This window comes from Pseudoduganella aquatica (assembly GCF_009857595.1).
GTDB classification, from domain to species: Bacteria; Pseudomonadota; Gammaproteobacteria; order Burkholderiales; family Burkholderiaceae_D; genus Rugamonas; species Rugamonas aquatica_A.
Genome location: NZ_WWCU01000012.1, coordinates 135,722 through 159,114 on the forward strand (window position 1 = coordinate 135,722; position 23,393 = coordinate 159,114).

At 65.0% G+C, this 23,393-nt stretch carries 23 protein-coding genes; 14 read left to right on the forward strand and 9 right to left on the reverse strand.

Features of this window, described 5'->3' with window-relative positions; translation table 11 throughout:
* Positions 1-79 precede the first annotated feature (79 nt).
* Positions 80-1,282, reverse strand: a complete 1,203-nt coding sequence (locus GTP77_RS13085; RefSeq protein WP_223149347.1) for a glutamate carboxypeptidase — start codon at positions 1,280-1,282, stop codon at positions 80-82.
* A gap of 171 nt (positions 1,283-1,453) precedes the next feature.
* Between GTP77_RS13085 and GTP77_RS13090 the strand changes: the two genes are divergently transcribed.
* A complete protein-coding gene (locus GTP77_RS13090; RefSeq protein ID WP_161072596.1) occupies positions 1,454-1,708 on the forward strand; it encodes a type II toxin-antitoxin system Phd/YefM family antitoxin in 255 nt (84 codons plus the stop codon).
* 215 nt (positions 1,709-1,923) lie between these two features.
* Here GTP77_RS13090 and GTP77_RS13095 read toward each other — a convergent pair whose 3' ends face one another.
* Complete coding sequence (locus tag GTP77_RS13095; RefSeq protein ID WP_161072597.1) at positions 1,924-2,352, reverse strand: META domain-containing protein; 429 nt, start codon at positions 2,350-2,352, stop codon at positions 1,924-1,926.
* Positions 2,353-2,466: 114 nt separating this feature from the next.
* Here GTP77_RS13095 and GTP77_RS13100 point away from each other — a divergent pair, with 114 nt between their 5' ends.
* Together GTP77_RS13100 and GTP77_RS13105 are read left to right on the forward strand one after the other, a co-directional pair.
* A complete protein-coding gene (locus GTP77_RS13100; protein WP_161072598.1) occupies positions 2,467-2,802 on the forward strand; it encodes a PsiF family protein in 336 nt (111 codons plus the stop codon).
* Between the two features lie 6 nt (positions 2,803-2,808).
* Complete coding sequence (locus GTP77_RS13105) at positions 2,809-4,146, forward strand: sodium/glutamate symporter (RefSeq protein ID WP_161072599.1); 1,338 nt, start codon at positions 2,809-2,811, stop codon at positions 4,144-4,146.
* A gap of 16 nt (positions 4,147-4,162) precedes the next feature.
* On the opposite strand, the gene GTP77_RS13110 is transcribed toward GTP77_RS13105, so the two are convergent.
* Positions 4,163-5,395 (reverse strand): right-handed parallel beta-helix repeat-containing protein, encoded by a 1,233-nt coding sequence (locus GTP77_RS13110; RefSeq protein WP_228895112.1) that lies wholly within the window; start codon positions 5,393-5,395, stop codon positions 4,163-4,165.
* Between the two features lie 169 nt (positions 5,396-5,564).
* Here GTP77_RS13110 and GTP77_RS13115 point away from each other — a divergent pair, with 169 nt between their 5' ends.
* The 3 genes from GTP77_RS13115 to GTP77_RS13125 all read left to right on the forward strand — a co-directional run bounded on the left by GTP77_RS13115 (position 5,565) and on the right by GTP77_RS13125 (position 9,929).
* Positions 5,565-6,839, forward strand: coding sequence for an HlyC/CorC family transporter (locus tag GTP77_RS13115; RefSeq protein ID WP_161072600.1), 1,275 nt, complete (start codon positions 5,565-5,567; stop codon positions 6,837-6,839).
* Positions 6,840-6,964: 125 nt separating this feature from the next.
* Positions 6,965-8,695, forward strand: coding sequence for a type IV-A pilus assembly ATPase PilB (gene pilB, locus GTP77_RS13120; protein WP_161072601.1), 1,731 nt, complete (start codon positions 6,965-6,967; stop codon positions 8,693-8,695).
* Positions 8,696-8,705: 10 nt separating this feature from the next.
* Positions 8,706-9,929 (forward strand): type II secretion system F family protein, encoded by a 1,224-nt coding sequence (locus tag GTP77_RS13125; protein WP_161072602.1) that lies wholly within the window; start codon positions 8,706-8,708, stop codon positions 9,927-9,929.
* Positions 9,930-9,940: 11 nt separating this feature from the next.
* Here GTP77_RS13125 and GTP77_RS13130 read toward each other — a convergent pair whose 3' ends face one another.
* Both GTP77_RS13130 and GTP77_RS13135 read right to left on the reverse strand, forming a co-directional pair.
* Positions 9,941-10,720, reverse strand: a complete 780-nt coding sequence (locus GTP77_RS13130) for a 3-hydroxybutyrate dehydrogenase (protein WP_161072603.1) — start codon at positions 10,718-10,720, stop codon at positions 9,941-9,943.
* Between the two features lie 10 nt (positions 10,721-10,730).
* Positions 10,731-12,122 carry a GntP family permease gene (locus GTP77_RS13135; protein WP_161072604.1) on the reverse strand — a complete coding sequence of 464 codons (1,392 nt, stop codon included), beginning with the start codon at positions 12,120-12,122 and terminating at the stop codon, positions 10,731-10,733.
* Between the two features lie 255 nt (positions 12,123-12,377).
* On the opposite strand from GTP77_RS13135, the gene GTP77_RS13140 reads away from it, so the two are divergent.
* The 5 genes from GTP77_RS13140 (at position 12,378) to GTP77_RS13160 (ending at position 16,366) form a co-directional block, all read left to right on the forward strand.
* Positions 12,378-13,796, forward strand: a complete 1,419-nt coding sequence (locus GTP77_RS13140) for a sigma-54 interaction domain-containing protein (RefSeq protein WP_229202176.1) — start codon at positions 12,378-12,380, stop codon at positions 13,794-13,796.
* A 52-nt stretch (positions 13,797-13,848) separates the two neighbouring features.
* A complete protein-coding gene (locus GTP77_RS13145; protein WP_161072605.1) occupies positions 13,849-14,718 on the forward strand; it encodes a prepilin peptidase in 870 nt (289 codons plus the stop codon).
* 6 nt (positions 14,719-14,724) lie between these two features.
* Complete coding sequence (gene coaE / locus GTP77_RS13150; protein ID WP_161072606.1) at positions 14,725-15,366, forward strand: dephospho-CoA kinase; 642 nt, start codon at positions 14,725-14,727, stop codon at positions 15,364-15,366.
* 64 nt (positions 15,367-15,430) lie between these two features.
* A complete protein-coding gene (zapD, locus tag GTP77_RS13155) occupies positions 15,431-16,186 on the forward strand; it encodes a cell division protein ZapD (RefSeq protein WP_161072607.1) in 756 nt (251 codons plus the stop codon).
* Between the two features lie 9 nt (positions 16,187-16,195).
* Positions 16,196-16,366 carry a DNA gyrase inhibitor YacG gene (locus GTP77_RS13160; protein ID WP_161072608.1) on the forward strand — a complete coding sequence of 57 codons (171 nt, stop codon included), beginning with the start codon at positions 16,196-16,198 and terminating at the stop codon, positions 16,364-16,366.
* A 54-nt stretch (positions 16,367-16,420) separates the two neighbouring features.
* On the opposite strand, the gene mutT is transcribed toward GTP77_RS13160, so the two are convergent.
* The 3 genes from mutT to argJ are packed head-to-tail and all read right to left on the reverse strand — an operon-like array spanning position 16,421 to position 18,956.
* Complete coding sequence (gene mutT / locus GTP77_RS13165) at positions 16,421-16,834, reverse strand: 8-oxo-dGTP diphosphatase MutT (protein WP_161072609.1); 414 nt, start codon at positions 16,832-16,834, stop codon at positions 16,421-16,423.
* Entirely contained in the window at positions 16,835-17,716 is an 882-nt protein-coding gene (locus GTP77_RS13170; protein ID WP_161072610.1) for an ATP-binding protein, read from the reverse strand.
* Position 17,717: 1 nt separating this feature from the next.
* A complete protein-coding gene (gene argJ, locus GTP77_RS13175; RefSeq protein WP_161072611.1) occupies positions 17,718-18,956 on the reverse strand; it encodes a bifunctional glutamate N-acetyltransferase/amino-acid acetyltransferase ArgJ in 1,239 nt (412 codons plus the stop codon).
* 312 nt (positions 18,957-19,268) lie between these two features.
* On the opposite strand from argJ, the gene GTP77_RS13180 reads away from it, so the two are divergent.
* The 3 genes from GTP77_RS13180 to GTP77_RS13190 all read left to right on the forward strand — a co-directional run bounded on the left by GTP77_RS13180 (position 19,269) and on the right by GTP77_RS13190 (position 22,956).
* Positions 19,269-20,486 (forward strand): porin, encoded by a 1,218-nt coding sequence (locus GTP77_RS13180; protein ID WP_161072612.1) that lies wholly within the window; start codon positions 19,269-19,271, stop codon positions 20,484-20,486.
* Between the two features lie 9 nt (positions 20,487-20,495).
* Positions 20,496-20,903, forward strand: coding sequence for a type 2 periplasmic-binding domain-containing protein (locus tag GTP77_RS13185; RefSeq protein WP_161072613.1), 408 nt, complete (start codon positions 20,496-20,498; stop codon positions 20,901-20,903).
* A gap of 64 nt (positions 20,904-20,967) precedes the next feature.
* On the forward strand, positions 20,968-22,956 hold the full coding sequence (locus tag GTP77_RS13190; RefSeq protein ID WP_161072614.1) for a PAS domain-containing sensor histidine kinase: 1,989 nt from the start codon (positions 20,968-20,970) through the stop codon (positions 22,954-22,956).
* Here GTP77_RS13190 and GTP77_RS13195 read toward each other — a convergent pair.
* Positions 22,953-23,393 (reverse strand): response regulator (locus GTP77_RS13195; RefSeq protein WP_161072615.1); only part of this gene is annotated, 441 nt, incomplete at its 5' end. The genes GTP77_RS13190 and GTP77_RS13195 overlap by 4 nt on opposite strands.

Below are 23,393 nucleotides of genomic sequence, written 5' to 3' on the forward strand. Positions count from 1 at the left end.
CGCCCTACGCGATCGTCATAAGCCTAGGAACCGTAGGGCGGGTTAGGCGCGCCGCGCCGTAACCCGCCAAGCGCCACCGCTACCTGCCATACTCCTGTATCAGCCGCGCCAGCAAATAAACGCGCGGTCCGATGCTGTCCACCTCCGCGTATTCCTCCGGCGTATGGATGGCGCCGCCGACGATGCCCAGGCCGTCTATGGTCGCTACGCCGGCGGCATAGGTCAGGCTGGAATCGGCCGCGCCGCCGGAGCTTTCCAGCGTCAGCTTGCGCCCCAGTTCCGCGTAGACCGCCTGCGCCTTGGCAGCGACGGCGTCCGTGACCGGACTTTTCGGCATGGGCGGGAAGCCCCGGCGCAACTTGGCGCTCACCTTGGTATCCGGTATCAAATGGTTGGCCGAGATGCGCGCCAGGTCCTGCTCGACGCGGTCGAATTCTTCCGGCACGGCCACCCGCACGTCCGCCTGCACCGCCGCGTGGTCCGGAATAACGTTGCTGCGCTCGCCGGATTTGATGACGGTGAAATTGACCGTGGTCTGCTTGCTGGCGTCCGCCAGCTTGGATAGCTGCAGCATCTGGTGCGCCGCTTCCATGGCCGCGTTGCGGCCCGAGTCGGGCGCAACGCCCGCGTGCGCCGCCTTGCCGCTCACTTCCAGCTCGATCTCGCCGCTGCCTTTGCGCACCACCACCAGGCCGTCGGCTGGGCGGCCGGGCTCCAGGTTCAGCGCCACGTCATGCTCCCTGGCCAGCTTCTCCATCAGCGTGCGCGTGCCGTGCGAGCCGGTTTCCTCGTTGGTGTTGAGCAGCACGGTGATCTTGCCGTAGCCCGCGTAGCCGGACTGCTTCAGCACTTTCAGCGCCGCCAGCGCCACCACGATACCGCCCTTGTCATCCATGATGCCGGGGCCGTAGGCGCGCGCGCCGTCGATGCGGAACGGACGCGCGGCGGCTGCGCCGTCCGGGAACACGGTGTCCATATGCGCCACCAGCAGGATGCGGCCTTTGCCGGTGCCGGCCAGCGTGGCCTGGATGTTGCGGCTCTGCGCAGGCGCGGCCGGGAAGGTTTCCACCTTGAAGCCCAGCCGCACCAGCTCCTCCTGCGCGATGGCGCCAACACGGTCCAGCCCGGCCCCATTGAAGGTGCCCGAGTCGATATTGACCAGCCGCTCCAGCAGCTTCAACGCCTCCGGCCTGGATTGCTCAGCCTTGGCCAGCAGCGCCTGGTCCGGCTTGCCCGCTTCGGCCGCTAGAGCATTCCCCGCCGCGAGCGCGAGCAACGCCATCAAGGCGCCCTTAACCACACCAGCCTGTTTGCCCATCCTGCCCCCCCAGAAAGTTAGCGGAATCGTCCCCACCCTTGCGTATGCAGCTTGCGGCCGGGCTGGGTCGAGCATATTATTGAACGAAATAATACGTCAAATAATGCACCAAATAATGTCATCTCAGGTATAAATATGGCGCTTACAAATTCCATCTTCGCTTCCACAACGGTCAGCATTACGGAGCTGCGCCGCAATCCTGGCGCCGTCATTGAGGAGGCTGGCGGAATGCCCGTTGCGATACTGAACCACAATCGCCCAGCCGCCTATCTGGTTCCTGCGGAAGCGTTCGAGGCCATCCTGGAAAAACTGGAAGATCTCGACCTTGCCGAATTAGTCCGCCAGCGAAGAGGGGGCAAGACTGTGAAAGTCTCCCTCGATGACTTATAGCCTCGAATTCAATGAAGACCGAGCCTCATGTGCCCTCGGCCAGGCTGCATGGGCCGGATATGCACAACGTGTACACAATCAAACTGCGTGACCTCGGATACCGCCTGGTCTACGAAGTCATAGACCAGACGATTACCGTGCTCGTATTGAGCGTTGCCAAACGCGACAAGGGCCAGGCATATACGCTGGCAACGCGGAGGCGAACCTGATCCTTGTTATTGCGCGGTGAACCGGGCCAGCTGGCCGCTGTCGCCGCTCAGGATGAGTGTTTTGCCTTCCACTTGCCAGGTGCGGGTGGCGTCCAGTGCTTGCAGGTAGGCGTTCTCCTGCTTGCCGCTGGCGTCGTCCAGGCAGGCGCGGCGGGTGGAGGCAAGCGGCCCCATCTTCAGGGACTTGCCGCTCCACTGGTAGGCGCCGGTGAAGTTGTTGCAGCCGCCGCTGCCCGTTACCATGCCTTTCGCTGCGTCGAAGTTCAGCGACTGCTTGCCGCCCGGCTGGCCGCCCAGCTCGGCGAGCTGCCACGAGGTGCCTGTCAGCGAGGCGCCCGACGCTGCAGCGCCGCCTCCACTGGTGCTGCAGCCGGCGGCCAGCGCCAGTACGCCGCCAGCGGCGGCGGCCATCATCCATTTGCCCAAAGTTTGCATAGCGCGCTCCTTTCAGATGTGTTGCATACGAAACACTTAGATACCATGGAATGGGAAATACTGTCGTATAGTTAGCCTTAGCAGTTCCGCCACTCAACTTTACAGGAATACGACATGAAGAAAATTATTGCTGTTATCGCTGCTTTCGGTTTCGCCGCGTCCGCCTTTGCCGCGCCCGCGTCCGCCCCGGCATCGGCGTCTGCGTCCGCATCGGCGGCAGCTTCGGCGCCGAAGAATTCGCAGCAGTCCAAAATGGGGACCTGCAATGCCGACGCGGCTGGCAAAAAGGGCGACGAACGCAAGGCTTTCATGAAGGAGTGCTTGAGCGCCAAGCCTGCCGCCCCCGTCACCCAGCAAGACAAAATGAAAACCTGCAACGCCGACGCCACCGGCAAGAAAGGCGATGAACGCAAAGCCTTCATGAAGGAATGCCTGAGCGCGAAGAAGTAAGCGCCTATGACGCCAGCATACTCCCCCTGGTTTTTGCTGCTGCTCGCCATCCCCATCCTGTTGCTGGGGGAATGGCTACTGAAGCGGATACCGCTGCTGGCGCGCATTAATATTCCTGTCCCCGTCGCAGGCGGGCTGCTGTTCAGCGCGGCCTGCCTGTGCATCAATTTATCCGGTCTGGCCACGGTCAGTTTCGGCACCAAGGTCAGCGCCGGATGGTGGACCTGGCTGGTGACACCCGATATCGAATGGCTGGCGCGTCCGGCCAAGAATCTCAATTTGCCGCTGCTGATCGCCTTCTTCACTTGCGTGGGACTGGGCGCGCCGCTGCGCATGCTGCTGGGCGGCGGACGCATGCTGGTCGTGCTGCTGCTGGCGACCACGGTGCTGGCGGCGGTGCAGAATGCGGCCGGCGCGGCGGTGGCCGTTGCCCTGGGCGCGCCTGCCCTGCTGGGCGTGGCTTGCGGCTCGCTCACGCTGGTAGGCGGGCACGGCACGGCGCTGGGATTCGCGTCGCGCTTCGAGCAGGCCGGGCTGGCGTCGGCCGCCGCCATCGGCGCTTCCGCCGCCACCTTCGGGCTGGTTGCCGGGGCGCTGCTGTCCGGGCCACTGGGAGCGTGGCTGCTGCGCAAGGTCTCGCCGATTCCAGCGCGGGAAACGGCAGCGATCGCCCAGGACGGCACGGCCGGCACTGCGGCGGCTGGCGCTACCGGCGCGGCTGGCCGGCCCGCTGCGGCGCCTGCGGTAGCGAATTTTGTAGCGGACGTGCGCGCGCTGGCGGCGCTGGGGCGCGGAGCGGTGCTGCACCTGCTGCTGGTGGCGGCCTGCGTGAAAGCCGGCGCCTGGGTGAGCTTCGGCCTGGACCGCGCCGGCGCCGCCCTGCCCGCCTATATGGGCGCGCTGCTGGTGGGCTTTGCGGTGCGCGCCATCCATGACGCGCTGGGCGGCGGCTGGCTGCGCGGCGAGAGCATCGCGCGCATCGCGGCGGTGCTGCTGCCGCTGTTCCTGGCCGTCACGCTGGCCTCGCTGAACCTGGCCGACCTGGCCACGGTGGCCGGCCCCATGCTCGCCATCCTGGCCGTCAATATCGCGCTTACGCTGCTGTTCTGCGCCGCCGTGGTGTGGCCGCTGCTGGGCCGCAATCACGAGGCGGGCGTGGCCACGGCAGGCCTGGCGGGCTACGGCATCGGCTCCACCGCCACCGCAGTGGCCGCCATGGACGCCATTACGCGCCAGCGCGGCCCCGCGCCGCGCGCCACCACCATCGTGCCACCCACCGGAGGCTTCCTGATCGACCTGACCAATGCGCCGGTGATCAGCGCCTTCCTGCGCATGCTGAGCTGACACCGCGCCCCGCAGCTTACTTCAGCAGCCCTTCGTACCAGCTCTTCTTGCTCTTCTCCACGATCACCGCCTGGTAAGCGCCGATGTCCAGCGCCCCCACCGCCGGGCGCTGCATGCCGCTGGCCGGGTGCTTGTACTGCATGATGGGCCGCAGCGCCACGCCGGACGGCAGCATGGGCGGCTCCGCGCCCGCGTTGATGATTTTCGCGTTCTCGGTCGGCACCAGCACGTAGTTGGCGCGGTCGACGAAGTCCACCTCCATTGCCGCATAGTTGTGCTTGTCCACCGCGCCGGCTTGGTTGGTGATGATGCCCTTGCCTGCGAAGATATTGTTCTGGATGTGCGCGCGCGCCTTCACGCGTTCGTGCACCCGCACAAACACGCCGTTGCGCTTGTCGTCGTTGAGGAAGGTGTTGTTCATCACGTACAGCATGTCGTTCGCGCCGCTGGCCTCATTGCCGTAGGCGAGCAGGGTGTTGTTGTCGTTGTCGGCCGGCTGCTCGATGATGTTGCCCATCACATAGGCCGCGCCCGCGTTGGGCAGGTCGATCTCGAAGCTGGGCCGGCCGGCGGCGGTGCTGCCTTTTTCTCCCGGCGCCAGGCTGGAAAAGCGGTTGTAGATAATGGTGTTGATGCGCGCGCGCGACTTCAGGTTGTGGCCGATGTTGGCGTCGTGCGAGAAGTTGAAGCGGAAGGTCAGGCTGGCCACGTCGCCCACATAGACGTTGTGGGTCTGGCCGCTGCCGTCGCCGTTGTGGCCGAACTCGCTGTTTTCAATCACGATGCGGCTGGTGGGCGAGGCCCCGGTCAGCACGCCGTTTTCGTTGTCGTGCAGGAAGCTGTTCTTCAGCGTGAAGTTGCTGCCTTCGATGCGTAGCGCGGCGCCGTTCTTGTCGGCCACCCTGGTGTTGAAGATCTCCACGTTCTCCACCGTCACATCGTTGCCGGCGATAATCCAGGCACCCTTGCCTTCCGCCCCGCGCCCCTGCGCGTCGATGCGGACCCGGCCGCGCATGCCTCGGATGGTGAGGAAGTTGGGCGCAATGCGGCACAGCTCGCCCGGATACGCGCCGGCTTCAATCTCCACCGTGTCGCCGCTGCGGGCGGCCGCAAAGGCCAGGCAGGGCCGCGCATACGCCATGCCGGGGCCTACCGTCAGGGTGGCGGCCTGGGCGGACGGTGCGCAGCAGAGCGCCGAGGCGAGCGCCAGGGCAGACGACGCCAGGGCGCGAACGCGAGGTCGATTCATGCCGAAACTCCTTAGTGGTGTGATAGGCAATTGTAACCTTGCAGCTTGCACCCCGGCTGGGCTTGACTTAAAATCCACAATTCTGAAGCAGCATTGTGCTGCTTCCCGCTCTGGGCCGGTCACGCCTGACCAGTTACACCCCATCATGCCTGTTTCTTCACGGTGACCCTTGGATACCGTTCCCATATGGGCGCAATTTCTTGCGCTTGCTTTCCTGATACTATGCTCGGCGTTCTTCGCCATGGCCGAAACCGCCCTGATGGCGGCCAACCGCTACCGTTTGCGCCACCAGGCCAAGCGCGGCAGCCGGCGCGCCGTGGCCACCCTGTGGCTGCTGGACCGCACTGACAAGCTGCTGTCGCTGGTGCTGATCGCCAATACGCTGATCAACGCCACCGCCATCGCCCTGGTCACGGCCATCGTCATCCACACCTTCGGCTACGACGAATGGCTGATCGTCGCTTCCACCGCCTGCATGACCTTCTTGCTGGTGGTGTTCGCCGAAATCTCGCCCAAGATGATAGGCGCGACCTACCCCGAGCAGATCGCCCTGCCCACGGCCACCATCCTGAGGCCCATGATGGCGGCGGCCAAGCCGGTGATCTGGTTCACCAACCTGTTCGTGGGCGTGGTGCTCAAGCTGTTCCGCGTCAAGATGGGCACGCCGCTGCGCGACACCCGCTTGTCGCCCGAGGAGCTGCGCTCGCTGGTGCTCGAAGGCGGCAACTTCATTCCGCAAAAACACAAAAGCATCCTGCTCAACCTGTTCGACCTGGAAGCCATTTCGGTGGAGGACGTGATGACGCCGCGCGCCCAGATCGAGGCGCTGAACCTGGCCGCGCCGGTGGAGGAGATCAAGCAGCAGCTGACCACCTGCTACCACAACAAGCTGCCGGTCTACGAAGGCGAGATCAACCAGATCATCGGCATCCTGCATGTGCGCAAGGCGATGGCGCTGCTGACGCAGGACGAGGAGCTGAGCGCCGAGCACTTCCGCGCTCTGCTGTCGGAGCCCTACTTCATTCCGCAGGACACCGGCGTGTTCGCCCAGCTGCAGTACTTCCAGGAGAACAAGGAGCGCCTGGGCATCATCGTCGACGAGTACGGCGAAGTGCAGGGCCTGGTGACGCTGGACGATATCATCGAGGAAATGATCGGTGAATTTACGACATCAACTCCGGGCGCCGCGCGCGCCGACAGCTTCAGCTGGACCGCGTCCGGCGACTGCCTGCTCGACGGCACCACGGCCTTGCGTGACATCAATAAGCGTCTGGGATTAAACTTCCCGCTGGATGGGCCGAAAACATTGAATGGCGTGCTGCTCGAATATTTGCAGGAAATTCCGGAGGCGGCCATCAGCGTGCGGCTCGGCGGCTGCGTGGTGGAAGTGGTGCAAGTGCAGAACCAGGCCATCAAAGTCGTGAAATTGATACGGGCGGGCTAGGAAGGTGGGCCGCTAGCCGCGCACGGTACGCATGCCGCTTTACAAAAGTGATGCCCACGGGCATCATCCGGTGGATGGCCCCAGAGCCAGCCTCCTTATGTAGTCTTTCCTGACAGCGCGCTTCTATGGCAGCAGTTCAACCCAATACGGCGTCCAGCGCCCCCATGGCGGGACTGGCGCGGGCCTTGATGCAAGCCGGCCGGCTCACGCCCGCGCAGGCGGATGCGCTGCAAAAGAAGGCGCAGGCCGACAAGCTGCCGTTTATCGACACGCTGCTGGCCAGCAACACCATCCAGGCCCGCGATCTGGCTTACTTCTGTTCGGAAACGTTCGCCTATCCGCTGATGGACCTGGCCGCCTTCAGCATCGACGCGCTGCCGCCCAAGATCATCGACGCCAAGCTGATGCAGACGCAGCGCGTGGTGGCGCTGGCCAAGCGCGGCAACAAGATGTCGGTGGCCATTTCGGACCCGACCAATATCCAGGCGCTGGACCAGATCAAGTTCCAGACCGAGTCCTCGGTGGAACCGGTGATCGTGGCGCACGACGCCCTGCTGGCCATGCTGGCCAGCCTGAACCGCAGCGCCGAACAAAGCCTGACCGAGCTGGCCGGCGACGAGCAGGACATCCAGTTCGCCGAGGAAAACGAAGCGCCGTCGGCCGCCGCCGAGCAGGCCGCCAACGAGGTGGAAGACGCGCCCATCGTGCGCTTCCTCAACAAGATGCTGATGGACGCGGTGGGCATGGGCGCCTCGGACTTGCATTTCGAACCCTTCGAGAAGTTCTACCGCATCCGCTTCCGCGTGGACGGCGTGCTGCTGGAGCATGCGCAGCCGCCGGTGTCGATCAAGGACAAGCTGGTGTCACGCATCAAGGTGCTGGCCAAGCTGGACATCTCGGAAAAGCGCGTGCCGCAGGACGGCCGCATGCGGCTGATCGTCTCGCCCACCAAGACCATCGATTTGCGCGTGTCCACGCTGCCCACGCTGTTCGGCGAAAAAACCGTGATGCGTATCCTGGACGCGACCCAGGCCCAGATGGGCATCGACTCGCTGGGCTACGACCCGGACCAGAAGGAAATCCTGCTGGACGCCATCCAGCGCCCCTACGGCATGGTGCTGGTGACCGGGCCGACCGGCTCGGGCAAGACGGTGTCGCTGTACACCTGCCTGAACATCCTGAACAAGCCCGGCATCAACATCTCCACCGCCGAGGATCCGGCCGAGATCAACCTGCCGGGCGTGAACCAGGTGAACGTGAACGACCGCGCCGGGCTGACCTTCCCGGTGGCGCTGAAATCCTTCCTGCGGCAGGATCCGGACATCATCATGGTGGGCGAGATCCGCGACCTTGAAACGGCCGACATCGCCATCAAGGCGGCGCAGACCGGCCACATGGTGTTCTCCACGCTGCACACCAACGACGCGCCGTCCACGCTGACGCGGCTGATGAATATGGGCGTGGCGCCGTTCAACATCGCCTCCTCGGTGGTGCTGATCACGGCGCAGCGCCTGGCGCGCCGCCTGTGCACCTGCAAGCAGCCGGTGGAGATCTCGAACGAGCTGCTGCTGAAAGCGGGCTACAAGCCGGAGGAGCTGGACGGCAGCTGGAAGCCCTACGGCCCGGTGGGCTGCGAGCGCTGCAACGGCGGCGGCTACAAGGGCCGGGTCGGCATCTACCAGATCATGCCGATCACCCCGGCCATCGAGAGCATCATCCTGGCGCACGGCAACTCGATGCAGATTGCGGCCCAGTCGGAAAGCGAAGGCGTGAAGTCCTTGCGCCAGTCCGGCCTGGTTAAAGTGAAAAACGGGCTGACCAGCCTCGAGGAAGTCCTCGGCTGCACCAATGAATAGGAAGTAAATCATGGCCACAACCAGCACCCCGGGCAGCCCGGTCAAGGAATCGGTCTTCGCCTGGGAAGGCAAGGACAAAACCGGCAAGACCGTGCGCGGCGAGCTGCGTGCCGGCGGCGAGGCCGTGGTCAACGTGACCTTGCGGCGCCAGGGCATCATGGTGACCAAGGTCAAGAAGAAGGTCTACCGCAGCGGCAAGAAGGTCACCGAGAAAGACATTTCCCTGTTCACGCGGCAGCTGGCCACCATGATGAAGGCCGGCGTGCCGCTGCTGCAGTCCTTCGACATCGTCGGCAAAGGCCACGCCAACCCGTCGGTGGCCAAGCTGGTGATGGACCTGCGCGCCGACATCGAGACCGGCACCAGCCTGAACCAGGCCTTCCGCAAGTTCCCGCTGTATTTCGACCCGCTGTTCTGCAACCTGGTGGGCGCCGGCGAACAGGCCGGCATCCTGGAAGACCTGCTGACGCGGCTGGCGATCTACAAGGAAAAGACGCTGGCCATGAAGGGCAAGATCAAGTCCGCCCTGACCTACCCGGTGTCCATCCTGGGCGTGGCCTTCATCGTCACGGCCGTCATCATGATCTGGGTGGTGCCGGCGTTCAAGCAGGTGTTCGCCAGCTTCGGCGCCGACCTGCCCGCGCCCACGCTGGCGGTGATGGCCATCTCCGAATTCTTCGTGTCCTACTGGTATCTGATCTTCGGTGGCCTGTTCGGCTCGCTGTATTTCTTCTTCCAGGCCTGGAAGCGCTCGCCGCAGGTGCAGCGCTTTATGGACGTGACCCTGCTCAAGCTGCCCATCTTCGGCGAGGTGATACGCAAGGCCACCATCGCGCGCTGGACGCGCACGCTGGCCACCATGTTCGCCGCCGGCGTGCCGCTGGTGGAGTCGCTCGACTCGGTGGGCGGCGCGTCGGGCAACATCGTCTACCTTGAAGCGACGCGCCGCATCCAGAAGGAAGTGAGCACCGGCACCAGCCTGACGGTGGCCATGCAGAACGCCGACGTGTTCCCGAATATGGTGACGCAGATGGTCTCCATCGGCGAGGAATCCGGCTCGCTGGACGCCATGCTGGGCAAGGTGGCCGACTTCTTCGAGGACGAAGTGGACGAGGCCGTGGCCTCGCTGTCGAGCCTGATGGAGCCGCTCATCATGGTCATCCTGGGCGTGCTGATCGGCGGCCTGGTGATTGCCATGTACCTGCCCATCTTCAAGCTTGGGTCGGTGGTGTAAGGGGCGCAGCCCTACTGCGCGGCCCAGCCGCCGTCCATATTGAGGGCCGCGCCGCGGATCTGGTCGGCCGCCGCGCTGCACAGGAACACGGCCAGCGCGCCGATCTGCTCGGGCGTGGCGAATTCCTGCGAGGGCTGCTTTTCGCCCAGCAGCTTGGCGCGCGCTTCGTCCGCGCTCAGGGCGGCGCGCGCGGCCAGGTCGTCGATCTGCTTCTGCACCAGCGGCGTCAGCACCCAGCCCGGGCAGATGGCGTTGCAAGTCACCCCAGTGCGCGCATTCTCCAGCGCCACCGCCTTGGTCAGCCCCACCACGCCATGCTTGGCCGCCACATAGGCCGACTTGTTCACCGACGCCACCAGCCCGTGCACCGAGGCCACGTTGATGATGCGTCCCCAGCCGCGCTGCTGCATCTGCGGCAGCGCCGCGCGGATGGCGTGGAAGTTGGACGACAGGTTGATGGCCATGATGCGGTCCCACTGCTCCAGCGGAAACTCGTGCACCGGCGCCGTGTGCTGGATGCCGGCGTTGTTGACCAGGATGTCGACCGCGCCAAAGGCCGCCGTGGCTTCGGCCACCATGGCCGCGATCTGCTCCGGCTGGGCCATGTCGGCCGCGCTGTGCCGCACCTGCACGCCCAGCGCGCGCAGTTCGGCGGCGATGGTTTCAATCTCTGCCGCGTCGCCGAAGCCGTTCAGCATGACGTTGGCGCCCTGCGAGGCCAGCGCGCGGGCAATGCCCAGGCCGATGCCGCTGGTGGAGCCGGTGACGATGGCGGATTTGTTCTTCAACATGGCAAGCTCCTTAGTAAATGCCGAACGCGTAGTAGGTGCCGATGACCACGAACACGGCCATGGTCTTGATGCAGGTGACGGCGAAGATGTCGCCGTAGGACACCTTGTGCGTCAGCCCGCTGACGGCCAGCAGGGTAATCACCGCGCCGTTGTGCGGCAGCGTGTCCATGCCGCCGCTGGCCATGGCGGCCACCCGGTGCAGCACTTCCATCGGAATATGCGCGGCGGTGGCGGCCTGGATGAAGGTGTCCGACATGGCGGCCAGCGCAATGCTCATGCCGCCCGACGCCGAGCCCGTGATGCCGGCCAGCGAGGTGACTGCGATCGCTTCGTTGACCAGGGGATTGGGCACGGCGCGCAGCGCGTCCGCCACCACCAGGAAGCCCGGCAGGCCGGCGATGACGGCGCCAAAGCCGTACTCGGAGGCGGTGTTCATGGACGCCAGCAGCGCGCCCGAGATGGCCAGCTTGCTGCCCTCGGCGAAGCGGCGGCGCACGGTGCCGAAAGCCAGCAGCAGTACGCTGGCGATACCCACCAGCAGCGCCGCTTCCACGGCCCAGATGGCCGCCACTTTCGACACTTCGGTCACGACGGGCTTGGCCGCGCCAGCCAGCTGCAGGCTGTGGCTCTTGCCGTAGTAGAGCGGAATCATCACGGTGAAGACCTTGTTCAGCACGCCCACCAGCACCAGCGGCAGCAGCGCCAGCACCGGATGCGGCAGGGTCTGCTGCGTGAACTCCTCCGGCTCGTTGCTGTGGCCCGTGCCGTAGCCCTCGCCCTTGGCCAGCGCCTGGCGGCGGCGCCATTCCAGGTAGGCCAGGCCCACAGTCAGGATGAACACGGAACCGATCACGCCCAGCCAGGGCGCGGCCCAGGTGTCGGTCTGGAAAAAGGAGGTCGGGATGATGTTCTGGATCTGCGGCGTGCCGGGCAGCGCGTCCATGGTGAAGGTGAAGGCGCCCAGCGCGATGGTGCCGGGGATCAGGCGCTTGGGGATGTTACTTTGCCTGAACATCTCGGCCGCGAAGGGATAGACGGCGAACACCACCACGAACAGCGACACGCCGCCGTAGGTCAGCACCGCGCACACCAGCACGATGGCCAGCATGGCGCGCTCGCGCCCCACCAGCCGGATGATCAGCGCCACGATGGACTTGGAAAAGCCGGACAGTTCGATCACCTTGCCGAACACCGCGCCCAGCAGGAAGACCGGGAAATACAGTTTGACGAAGCCCACCATCTTGTCCATGAAGACGCTGGTGAACATGGGCGGCACCAGGCCGGGATCGGTCAGCAGCACGGCCAGCATGGCCGCCACCGGGGCAAACAGGATGACGCTGAAGCCGCGGTAGGCGACCACCATCAGGAAGACCAGCGCCAGCAGCACAATCAGAAAACTCATACACACTCCAAGGCATAACGTAGAACGTTGTCTAAAGCACTATCCATGCCTGGAGCACAAAACCCTGTAAATTCAAGCAGTTAGATATAAGCGCTGGTGATGCCGGGGTGAGGCTGAAATGCATATTGTCTGGATAGGCGGACAAACTACGCAAAACTACGCAGAAAAACGTCCGGAAATCCAGACATTGTGTATGGAACACTGGACAGTTCACGCGACCGGGGCCAGAATCAGCCTTTTTGCCTGGCCGCCGCAATGGACTTGATGCACTGGTTTACCGAAAATCCGGGCGCAGGCGGACTGCGCCACCTGGCCATTCCCAAACTGCTGGAGCGGCTGGACGCACTGTGCGAAGGCACCATCGCGGTCGACACCGAAGCCCGCATCGTCTGGTGCAACGACAAATACCTGCAAATGCTGGGCTATAGCGACCCGCAATCCCTGCTGGGCCGCGACGTGGAGGAGATCATCCCAAACAGCCTGATGCGCCAGGTGGTCAAGAGCGGCGAGCCCATCCTGCTCGACCTGATGGCCTTCGGCAGCGAAACCTTTGTGGTGTCGCGCCTGCCGCTGACCGGGCCGGACGGCAAAGTGATAGGCGCGGTCGGCATCTGCCTGTACGACAAGCTGCACCACTTGAAGCCGCTGCTGGGCAAGTTCTCGCAATTGCAGGACGAGCTGGCGGAAACCCGGCGCCTGCTGGTGCAGGACCGCCGCCCGCGCTACACCCTGGCCAGCTATGTGGGCAACAGCCCTGCCAGCCTGGACGTGAAGCGCCAGGCGCGGCGCGCGGCGCAACTGGGCAGCACCGTGCTGCTGCTGGGCGAAACCGGCACCGGCAAGGAACTGCTGGCGCAAGCCATCCACGCCAGCTCGGCGCGCGCCAGCCAGCCCTTTATCGCCGTGAACGCCGCCGCCATTCCCGAAGCGCTGCTCGAGTCCGAATTCTTCGGCGCCGCGCCGGGCGCCTACACCGGCGCCGACAAGCGCGGCCGCGATGGCAAGTTCAAGCTGGCGCACGGCGGCACCCTGTTCCTGGACGAGGTGGGCGACATGCCGCTGCAGATCCAGGCCAAGCTGCTGCGCGTGCTGCAGGAGCAGGAGGTGGAGCCGCTGGGCTCGAACAAGGTGATCAAGGTGGACGTGCGCATCATCGCCGCCACCAGCATCGACCTGGTGCAGGCGCTGGCGCAAGGGCGGCTGCGGCGCGACCTGTACTACCGCCTCAACGTGCTGTCCATCACGCTGCCGCCGCTGCGCGAGCGCATCGCCGACCTGGAAGCGCTGTGCGAAGGCGCGCTGGAGCAGATCGCCGAGCGCACCGGCATGGCGCGGCGCGAGCTGACGCCGGGCGCCCTGCAGCGCCTGGGCGGCTACGACTGGCCCGGCAATGTGCGCGAGCTGCGCAACGTGCTGGAAAAAGCCGTGCTGCACAGCGACAACCGGCGCCTGGTGGCGGACGACTTCGACACCATCCTGCCCCGGCTGGCGGCGGCCAGGACAGGCGCGTCCGCCGTGGTGCAGCCGCTGGCGCAGGCGGTGGCGGCGGCCGAACGCGGCGCCATCGAAGCGGCCCTGGCGGCGGCCGGCGGCAAGAAAACCGAGGCCGCGCGCCTGCTCGGCATTTCGCGCGCCACCCTCTATGAAAAAATGGCGCTGCTGCAACTGTTTTGAGGCCCGCCCTGCCTTATACTGTCCCCACATAAAAACCAACGGAACCCTAGCGATGCAGGATATCTTGCTGTTTGCCCCGCCCGCCACCCTGATCGCCGCCATCGCGGCCGGCATCTTCGGCCTGCTGATCGGCAGCTTCCTGAACGTCGTTATCCACCGCGTGCCCATCATGATGCAACGCGAGTCGGACAACTACGTGGCGTCCGAAATGGGCAAGGAACTGCCGCACACCGAACGCTACAACCTGGTGGTGCCGCGCTCGGCCTGCCCGCACTGCAAGCACCAGATCACCGCGCTGGAAAACATCCCCGTCGCCAGCTACCTGGTGCTGGGCGGGAAATGCAGCAACTGCAAGGCGCCGATCTCGCCGCGCTACCCCATTATCGAAGCGCTGACAGGCCTGCTGTCGGCGGCCCTGGTGTGGCAGTTCGGCAGCGGCTGGATGGGCCTGGCCACGCTGCTGTTCGCCTACATGCTGATCGCCATGACCTTTATCGACGCCGACACCCAGCTGCTGCCGGACGACTTGACCCTGCCGCTGCTGTGGGCCGGCCTGCTGATCAACATCAACGGCACCTTCGTGCCGCTGCAGGACGCCGTGATAGGAGCGGCGGCCGGCTACCTGGCGCTGTGGTCCATCTACTGGCTGTTCAAGCTGGCCACCGGCAAGGAAGGCATGGGCTACGGCGACTTCAAACTGCTGGGCGCGCTGGGTGCCTGGCTGGGCTGGGCGACGCTGCCGACCATTATCCTGCTGTCGTCCGTGGTGGGCGCGGTGGTGGGCATCAGCCTGATGGTGTTCGCCAAGCGCGGCCGCAACAACCCCATTCCCTTCGGTCCCTACCTGGCGGTGGCCGGCCTGATCACGCTGATGTACGGCGGCCCGCTGGCGGCCTTCACCTCCAGCGTGCTGGGCCATTAAGCGCACGTGGACAAGACGGTAAAATTCAGCGTCGGCCTGACCGGCGGCATCGGCAGCGGCAAGAGCGCGGTGGCCACGCGCTTCGCCGCGCTGGGCGCCACCATTGTCGACACCGACCGCATCGCGCACAGCATGACGGTGGCCGGCGGCCCGGCCATGCCGGCCCTGGTGGCCGAATTCGGCCCCGAATTCGCCGACGCCAGCGGCGCCATGGACCGCGCCCGCATGCGCGCGCTGGTGTTCAGCGACGCCACCGCCAAGGCCAGGCTGGAAGCCATCCTGCACCCCATGATACGCAGCGCCGCCGAAGCGGCGGGCGCGGCCGCCACCGGCCCCTATGTGATCTACGACGTGCCGCTGCTGGTCGAGTCCGGCAGCTGGCGCAGCCGGGTGCAGCGCGTGCTGGTGGTGGACTGCCCGGAGGCGACGCAGGTGGCGCGCGTGATGGCGCGCAATCAGATGACGGCCAGCCAGGTGCAAGCCATTATGGCGGCGCAGGCGCCGCGCTCCGCACGATTGGCGGCAGCGGACGATATCATTAATAATGAGGGGGATTTAACCGCACTGGACCCGCAAATTGCGCGATTACACCATTTATACCTGGCATTTTCGGCAGGAACGATAACAATACCATCGCAACGTTTGTAATTTTGCTTCGCTTGGTTCAGAATCACGGAATTCTTTGCAGGCCCATCTATAGAGGGAAGTCATTTTGATTGTCTACGAATACCCTTTCAACGAGCGCATACGCACGTTGTTGCGGCTGGAAGACCTGTACGAGAAATTCAAGTTCTTTGTGCATCAAGAACACCCCATGCAGCACCACGTCGCGCTGGCCACGATCTTCGACATGCTCGAAGTGGCAGGCCGGGCGGACCTCAAGTCGGATCTGCTGCAGGAACTGGAGCGCCAGCGCCAGACATTGCTGAGCTACCGTTCCAACCCGAATGTACAGGCTGAAACGCTGGACGCCATCCTGTCCGAAGTGGACAGCGTGAGCAGCGCCCTGGTCGCCGCGCAAGGAAAAACCGGCCAGAACGTGCGCGACAACGAATGGCTGATGAGCATACGCGGCCGCACCATCATCCCCGGCGGCGCCTGCGAATTCGACCTGCCGTCCTACTACGCCTGGCAAAAACGCAGTTCCGAGCAGCGCTTCAACGACATCGCCGGCTGGTTCGCCCCGCTGGCGCCGCTGTTCGACGCCCTGGCCCTGGTGCTGCGCCTGCTGCGCGACTCCGGCGGCCCGGTTAAAATGATCGCCAACGCCGGCAGCTACCAGCAAATGCTGCAAGGCAAGGTCTACCAGATGCTGCGGCTGACCCTGGATGAAAGCATGGGCGCGATACCGGAAATATCGGCCAATAAATATATGCTGTGGGTCAGATTCACCACCCAAGGCGGCGATCTGAAACCCAAGCCGCTGGAAGAAGATGTACCATTCGAGCTCACGCTCTGTAATTTTTAAAGAACCGCCATGACCGTAGTTGATTGCCCAAGCTGCTCCGCCAAAGTGGAGTGGACTGAAAAAAACAAATACCGCCCCTTCTGTTCCGAACGGTGCAAACAAATCGACCTGGGCGCCTGGGCCGAGGAAAAATACGCCATTCCCGCCGCTCCGCCCCGCGATCCCCTCGACGAAGAATAAGCGGTCAGGGTTAGTTTTCCGGTACCGGGAAACTAACCCTGACCCCTTTTTTTGCTACGGCAAGGCTGTTGGGTCGTGGCGGATCTGGTCCAGCCATTCGAGAAGCGGTATCGTGGCGGGCAGCAACGGCTCCAGGCCGACCGTGCCTTGCCACGCGAAGGCCTGCCCTTCCAGGCTCTGCGGTTCGCCGTGCCAGTCGCGGCTGATGTAGAAGTGCAGCCGCACGTGGGCGTGCGGGTACACGTATTCCACGCCGCACCATTCCTGCGCGCTGTTCACCGTCAGCCCCAGCTCTTCCACAAACTCCCGTTTCAGCGCCTCGAGCACCGTCTCGCCCGGATCGACTTTGCCACCGGGGAATTCCCAGTAGCCGTCATAGGGCTTGCCCGCCGGGCGCTGGCCCAGCAGCACGTCGCCGTTCGGCTTGATCAGGATGCCGACTGCGACGTCCACTTTCTTGTCAGTCATTCACTTGCTTTCTTCGGGTAGTTTGCCGGCGTAGTCCTTGGCGAACTGCCAGGCCACGCGGCCGGAACGCGAACCGCGCTGCAGCGCCCAGCGCAGGGCGTCGCCGCGTGCCGCTTCCACTTGCTCCGGCGTGCAGCCGAAGCTGCCCAGCCAGTGCGCGCAGATGTCGAGGTAGTCGTCCTGCTTGAAGGCGTAGAACGACAGCCACAGGCCGAAGCGCTCGGACAGGGAGATCTTCTCTTCCACCGTCTCGCCGGGATGCAGGTCGCCGTCCTCGTCGTGCTTGTAGCTCATGTTGTCGGCCATGCGCTCAGGCATCAGGTGGCGACGGTTGGAAGTGGCGTAGATCAGCACGTTGTTGGACTGGGCCGCGATGGAGCCGTCCAGCGCCACTTTCAGCGCCTTGTAGCCGCTCTCGCCCTCCTCGAACGACAAGTCGTCGCAGAAGATGATGAAGCGCTCGGGCCGGCCCGCCACCAGGTCCACGATGTCCGGCAGCTCGGCCAGGTCGGCCTTGTCGACTTCGATCAAACGCAGGCCATCTTTCGCGAACTGGTTCAAACAGGCCTTGATCAGCGACGATTTGCCGGTGCCGCGCGCGCCCGTCAGCAGCACGTTGTTGGCCGGGCGGCCGGACACGAACTGGCGCGTATTCTGCTCGATGGCGGCTTTTTGCGGGGCGATGTTGTGCAGATCGTCCAGCGCGATGCTGGACACGTGCGCCACCGCCTGCAAATGGCTGACGCCGCCGTTGCGGCGCCGCCAGCGGTAGGCGTAGCCCAGCTTCCAGTCCGGCTCGCGCGGGGCTTGCGGCAGGATGGCTTCCACCCTTTGCAGCAGGGCCTCGGCGCGCACCAGGAATTGTTCGAGGGGCGTCGCCATATCAGGAACGGTAGTCGGCGTTGATGCTGACGTAGTCGTGCGACAGGTCGCAGGTGTAGACGGTGGCGGCCGCGCCGCCGCGCGCCAGCTTCACGCGCACCGCGATTTCGCTCTGCTTCATCACGCGCTGGCCGTCTTCTTCCTTGTAGTCCGGGTTGCGGCCGCCGTTCTTGGCCACCCACACGTCGTCCAGGTAGAGGTTGAGCTTGCTCACGTCCAGATCGTCCACGCCGGCGTAGCCGATGGCGGCCAGGATGCGGCCCAGGTTGGGGTCGGACGCGAAGAAGGCGGTTTTCACCAGCGGCGAGTGGGCGATGGAGTACGCGATCTTGCGGCATTCTTCCACGTTCTTGCCGTCTTCCACCGTGATCGTCATGAACTTGGTGGCGCCTTCGCCGTCGCGGATGATGGCTTGCGCCAGGAACACGGACAGCTCGGTGACGGCGGCGGCCAGGGCCTTGTATTCCGGCGAATCGACCGAGTTCACTTCCAGCGTGCCGGCGCCGGTGGCGACCAGCATGAAGGAGTCGTTGGTCGAGGTGTCGCCGTCGATGGTGATGCAGTTGAAGGACTGGTCGGCGGCCTGCTTGACCAGCACGTCCAGCACCGGCTGCGCCACTTTGGCGTCGAAGGCCAGGAAGCCCAGCATGGTGGCCATGTTCGGCTTGATCATGCCGGCGCCCTTGGAGATGCCGGTGAGCGTGACCTTGTGGCCGGCGATGTCCACCGTGCGCGAGCCGGCTTTCGGCTGGGTGTCGGTGGTCATGATGGCTTCGGCGGCATTGAACCAGTTGTCGGCGGTCAGGTTGGCGACGGCGTTCGGCAGGCCGGCCACGATGCGGTCCACCGGCAGCGGCTCGAGGATCACGCCGGTCGAGAACGGCAGGATCTGGCCCGCTTCGCAGCCCAGCAGCTCAGCCAGCGCCGAGCAGCTCTGCTGCGCGCGCGCCAGGCCTTCTTCGCCGGTGCCGGCGTTGGCGTTGCCGGTGTTGACCATCAGTGCGCGGATGGGCGCGCCGCCGGCGTTCACGGCCGCCAGGTTGGCCTTCGAGATCTGCACCGGCGCGGCGCAGAAGCGGTTCAGCGTGAACACGCCGGACACGGTGGCGCCCGGCGCCAGGCGCAGCACCAGCAAGTCCTTGCGGTTCGGCTTTTTGATGCCGGCTTCGGCAAAACCGATCTCGATGCCGGCAACCGGCTTCAGATCTGCAGCGACAGGAATGGGGGAATTGACGGCCATGTGGGTTCTCGGGCTAGTGTAAGGGAAGCCGTTATTGTAATGCCTGTTGCCAGCGCACGCGGATTACTACTTTCGGTTAAAACCCCACCTCCTACTGTTTTTTTCCAAACCTTGAAAGTTCGGCCAAAAACACAGAAAACTTGCCGAAAAATTCATAAAACCGTACTAAAAAGCGACAAAAATCTAGAGGCTTTGTTCAGTACAACGTTTTCATAATCATGCCTTGAAGAAAATTCATCTAAGGTAGGCAACGCATGCGGCGCTCCGGGCTGGCCGCTCTTTTGAAAAATAAAGTGATTGGAACCCTTACCGATGAAAAAGCAACTTCTAGTAGCATCCGTCCTCGCTGCCTGCAGCGCCATGCAGGCCCAGGCCGGCTCGCTGGACGACGGCAACCTGAGCATCAGCGGTTTCGGCACCCTGGCAGTGGCCAAGAGCGACACCGACACCGCCCAGTTCGCGCGCTACAACCAGGCCACCGGCGTGGGCGACAGCCCGCGCATCGGCCTGGACAGCAACCTCGGCCTGCAAGCGAGCTACAAGATCAACGACTGGCTGTCCGGCACCGCGCAGGTGCTGACGCGCAAGAACACCAGCCCCAGCTTCACCAGCGACCTGACCTGGGCCTTCCTGAAAATGAAGGTCAACGACGAGATCAATGTGCGCGTGGGCCGCATGGTCATGCCGGCCTTCCTGATTTCCGACTACCAGAACGTGGGCTACGCCAACACCATGATGCGGCCGCCGATTGAAGTCTACGGCCAGGATCCGATCGAAAACGTGGACGGCGTGGACCTGAACTACCAGCACGCCTTCGGCGACACCAACTTCACCGCGCAGGCCTTCGCCGGCTCCAGCCGCGGCAAGCTGTTCGTGCCGACCGCCGGCGGCTCCGTGGCCAAGTACCGCGCGCCGGCCCAGGGCGTGAGCCTGGCCGTCGAGCACGGCCCCGTGACCGTGCGCCTGGGCCATCTGCGCGCCGAACTGAACAGCGACAACCTGCTGCCGATCAACAGCCTGGCCGCCACGCTGAAGCAAGTGGGCTTCGGCCAGCTGGGCCAGGATCTGGGCATCGTCGAGGGCAAGAAGATGAGCTTCACCTCGCTGGGCCTGGCGCTGGACTGGAACAATATCGTGGTCCAGACCGAATACGCGATGCGCCGCGCGCACGACCCGGTGTACATCCCGGAAACCAATTCCTGGTACGCCATGGGCGCCTACCGCTTCGGCAAAGTGCTGCCCTACTTCGCGCACGCCGCCAGCAAGGGCTCGGGCAGCTCCATCACCGTGCCGGCCGCGCTGGCCAAGATTCCTGCGCTGAACGCCGCCGTCAACAACCTGCTGATCTCGCCCGAGCAGTCGACCAACCTGGTCGGCGTGCGCTGGGACTTCGCCAAGTCGCTCGCGCTCAAGGTGCAGGTGGACCGCGTCAAGCCCAAGGTCAAGTCGGGCCAGCTGATCTTCACGCCGGCCGCCGGCCAAAAAGACAGCGTGACCGTGGTCGCAGCCGGTCTGGATTTCGTATTCTAAGGTGACTTCATGAAAAAAACGCTCCCAGCCCTGATCCTGGCCGTCCTCGCCGCCGCCGCCCTGCCCGCGTCCGCCGAAACGGTCGTGATCGTCAACAAGGCCAACCCGGCCACGCGCATGTTCTCCGAGCAGGCATCCCAGTTCTTCCTCGGCAAATCGACCATGTTCACGCCGGTGGACCAGGCCGAAGGCTCGCATATCCGCAACGACTTCTACCAGAAAGTGGCCGACAAGGACGCGGCCCAGGTGAAGGCGCTGTGGTCCAAGCTGGTGTTTACCGGCAAGGCCACGCCGCCCAAGGAATACAAATCCAACGCCGACGTGAAAAAGGCGGTGGCCGACGATCCCAAGGCCATCGGCTACATCGACAAATCCGCCGTCGACGACACGGTGAAGGTGATCTTGACACTCCCTTAACATTGTTGCATGCGGTATATTGCTGTCTGGGGACGCGGGGCGTCCAGGACAGCAAGGAGTGGGTGTGAGTCTATCGCTGCGGGCGAAGTTTCTGTTGTTGAGCGCCATCGTGCAGGCCATGGTGGTGGCGCTGTTGATCGGCAACAGCCAGCGCGTGATGGACAGCGCGGTCGGCAAGAACGCCGAGCGCGTGGCGCACGAATACGCGGTCACACTCAATCTCACCCTCAGCCCCTACGCCATCCGCGGCCGCCTTAGCGAACTGAACGACTACTGGACCGAGATGCTGTCCGATCCCCAGGACAGCTTCGTGCGCTACATCATCGTGCTGGACCAGAACGACGTGCCGCTGGCCACCGCCGGCGAGCATCCGCCCGCGCTGCCGGCCGCGCTGCGCAACGGCACCGCGCCGGCCATGAACGGGGTGCGCACCTGGCAGGTCGGCAGCACGCTGCACGCGCGCGCGCCCATGCTGCTCAAGGACAACCAGATCGGCTCGCTCAATTTCGGCCTCTCGACCAGCGAGCTGGACAAGGCGCGCGAGGAAGTCTTCCTGCAATCGGGCCTGATCTCGCTGGTGGGCCTGGGGCTGGGCGTGCTGCTGTTCTACGCCTTCACGCAAGGCATAGGGCGGCGCCTGCGCGCCCTCACCGGCCAGGCCGGGCAGCTGATGAAAACCGCCTTCGGCCGCAACCTGCCGGACGGCGACGGCGACGAGATCGAAGTCTACGCGCGCTCGCTCAACTCGATGAGCGTGGCGCTGCGCGAACGCGTGCTGCAGCTGGAAGCGTCGCAACAGCGCCTGTCCGAATCGGAAGCGCGCTTCAAGACCCTGTTCGACATGGCGCCGCTACCGCTCAGCGTGACCGACCGCAACGGCCGCATCATCGGCGCCAACCAGGCCCTGACCAGCACCTTCGGTTACACCGAGAAACAGCTGATCGGCCAGCGCTCGGACAGCTTCACCTTCTGGGGCGCGCCGGAAGAACGCGAGCGCATTTGGCAGCTGTATATGCGCCACGGCGCGGTGCACGGCGAAGTGGCGAATATGGCGTTGCGCGGCGGCGGCACCGGCCGGCTGGCGATCTGGTCGTCCTCGCTGACCCTGGACGGCGTGGACGCCATTATCTGGGCGCTGCTGGACATGACGGCCGAACTCAACGCCAAACAGGAACTGGAAGAACTGAACGCCTCGCTGGAGCGCCGCGTGAGCGAGCGCTCGGCCGAGCTGGAGCGCGCCAACGGCGACCTGTCGCACGCGCTGCAGACCCTGCAGCGCACCCAGCACGACCTGATCGCGGCGGAAAAAATGGCCTCGCTCGGTTCGCTGGTGGCCGGCATCGCGCACGAGCTGAACACCCCGATCGGCAACAGCCTGCTGGCCTCGACCGCGCTGGGCGACCGGGTGGTGGAATTCGAAGCCATGCTCAGCGGCGGCACGCTGCGCCGCTCCACGCTGAGCGCCTACAACGAGGAAGTGAAGCTGGCCTCCGGCCTGATCTCCGGCTCGCTCAACAAGGCGGCCAACCTGATCGCCTCCTTCAAGCAGATCGCGGTGGACCAGACCAACGACCAGCGCCGCGTGTTCAACCTGCTGGCGGTGGTGCTGGACACGGCGGCCACCTATGTGCCGCGCCTGCGCCGCGCCAACTGCGGCACCGCCTTCCACGTGCCGCAGGGCCTGGCGCTGGACTCCTACCCGGGCAGCTGGTACCAGGTCTTCAACAACCTGATCAACAACGCGCTGGCGCACGCCTTCGAAGACCGCAGCGACGGCACCATCAGCATCAGCGCACGCGAACTGGACGGCGGCATGGTGGAGATCGTCTTCAGCGACAACGGCGCCGGCATGGCCGAAGAAGTGCGGCGCCACGTGTTCGACCCCTTCTTCACCACCAAGATGGGGCGCGGCGGCACGGGCCTGGGCATGAACATCGTGTACAACATCGTCACCGGCATGCTGGGCGGGCGCGTCACGGTGGCGTCGCAGCCGGGCCAGGGCACGGCGGTGCGCATCGTGGTGCCGCGCAGCTCGCCGGTGCGGGCCGGCTAGGGCGGCGCGCCGGCCGGCGCCATGCCGGCCGCGCGCCGCACTGCGGCGCTGAACTCCTCCAGCTTGAACGGCTTGGCCAGGTAATCGTCCATGCCGGCTTCCAGGCAGCGCTGGCGGTCGCCCTCGACGGCGCTGGCGGTGAGCGCCACCACCGGCAGGCGCGGCAGGCCGGCGGCCGCCTCGTGCGCGCGCCAGCGGCGCGTGGCCTCGTAGCCGTCCATCAGCGGCATCATGCAGTCCATCAGCACCAGGTCGTAGCCGCCGCGCGCCATGGCGGCCAGGGCCTGCTCGCCGTTGGCCGCGTCGTCCACCTCGCAGCCCAGGCGGGCGAGCAGGATGCGCGCCAACTGGCGGTTCATCTCGGTGTCCTCGGCCAGCAGCACGCGCAGCGGCGCGGCGGCGCCGGCCGGCCTGTCAGCCGCCGCCGCCGGCCGGGA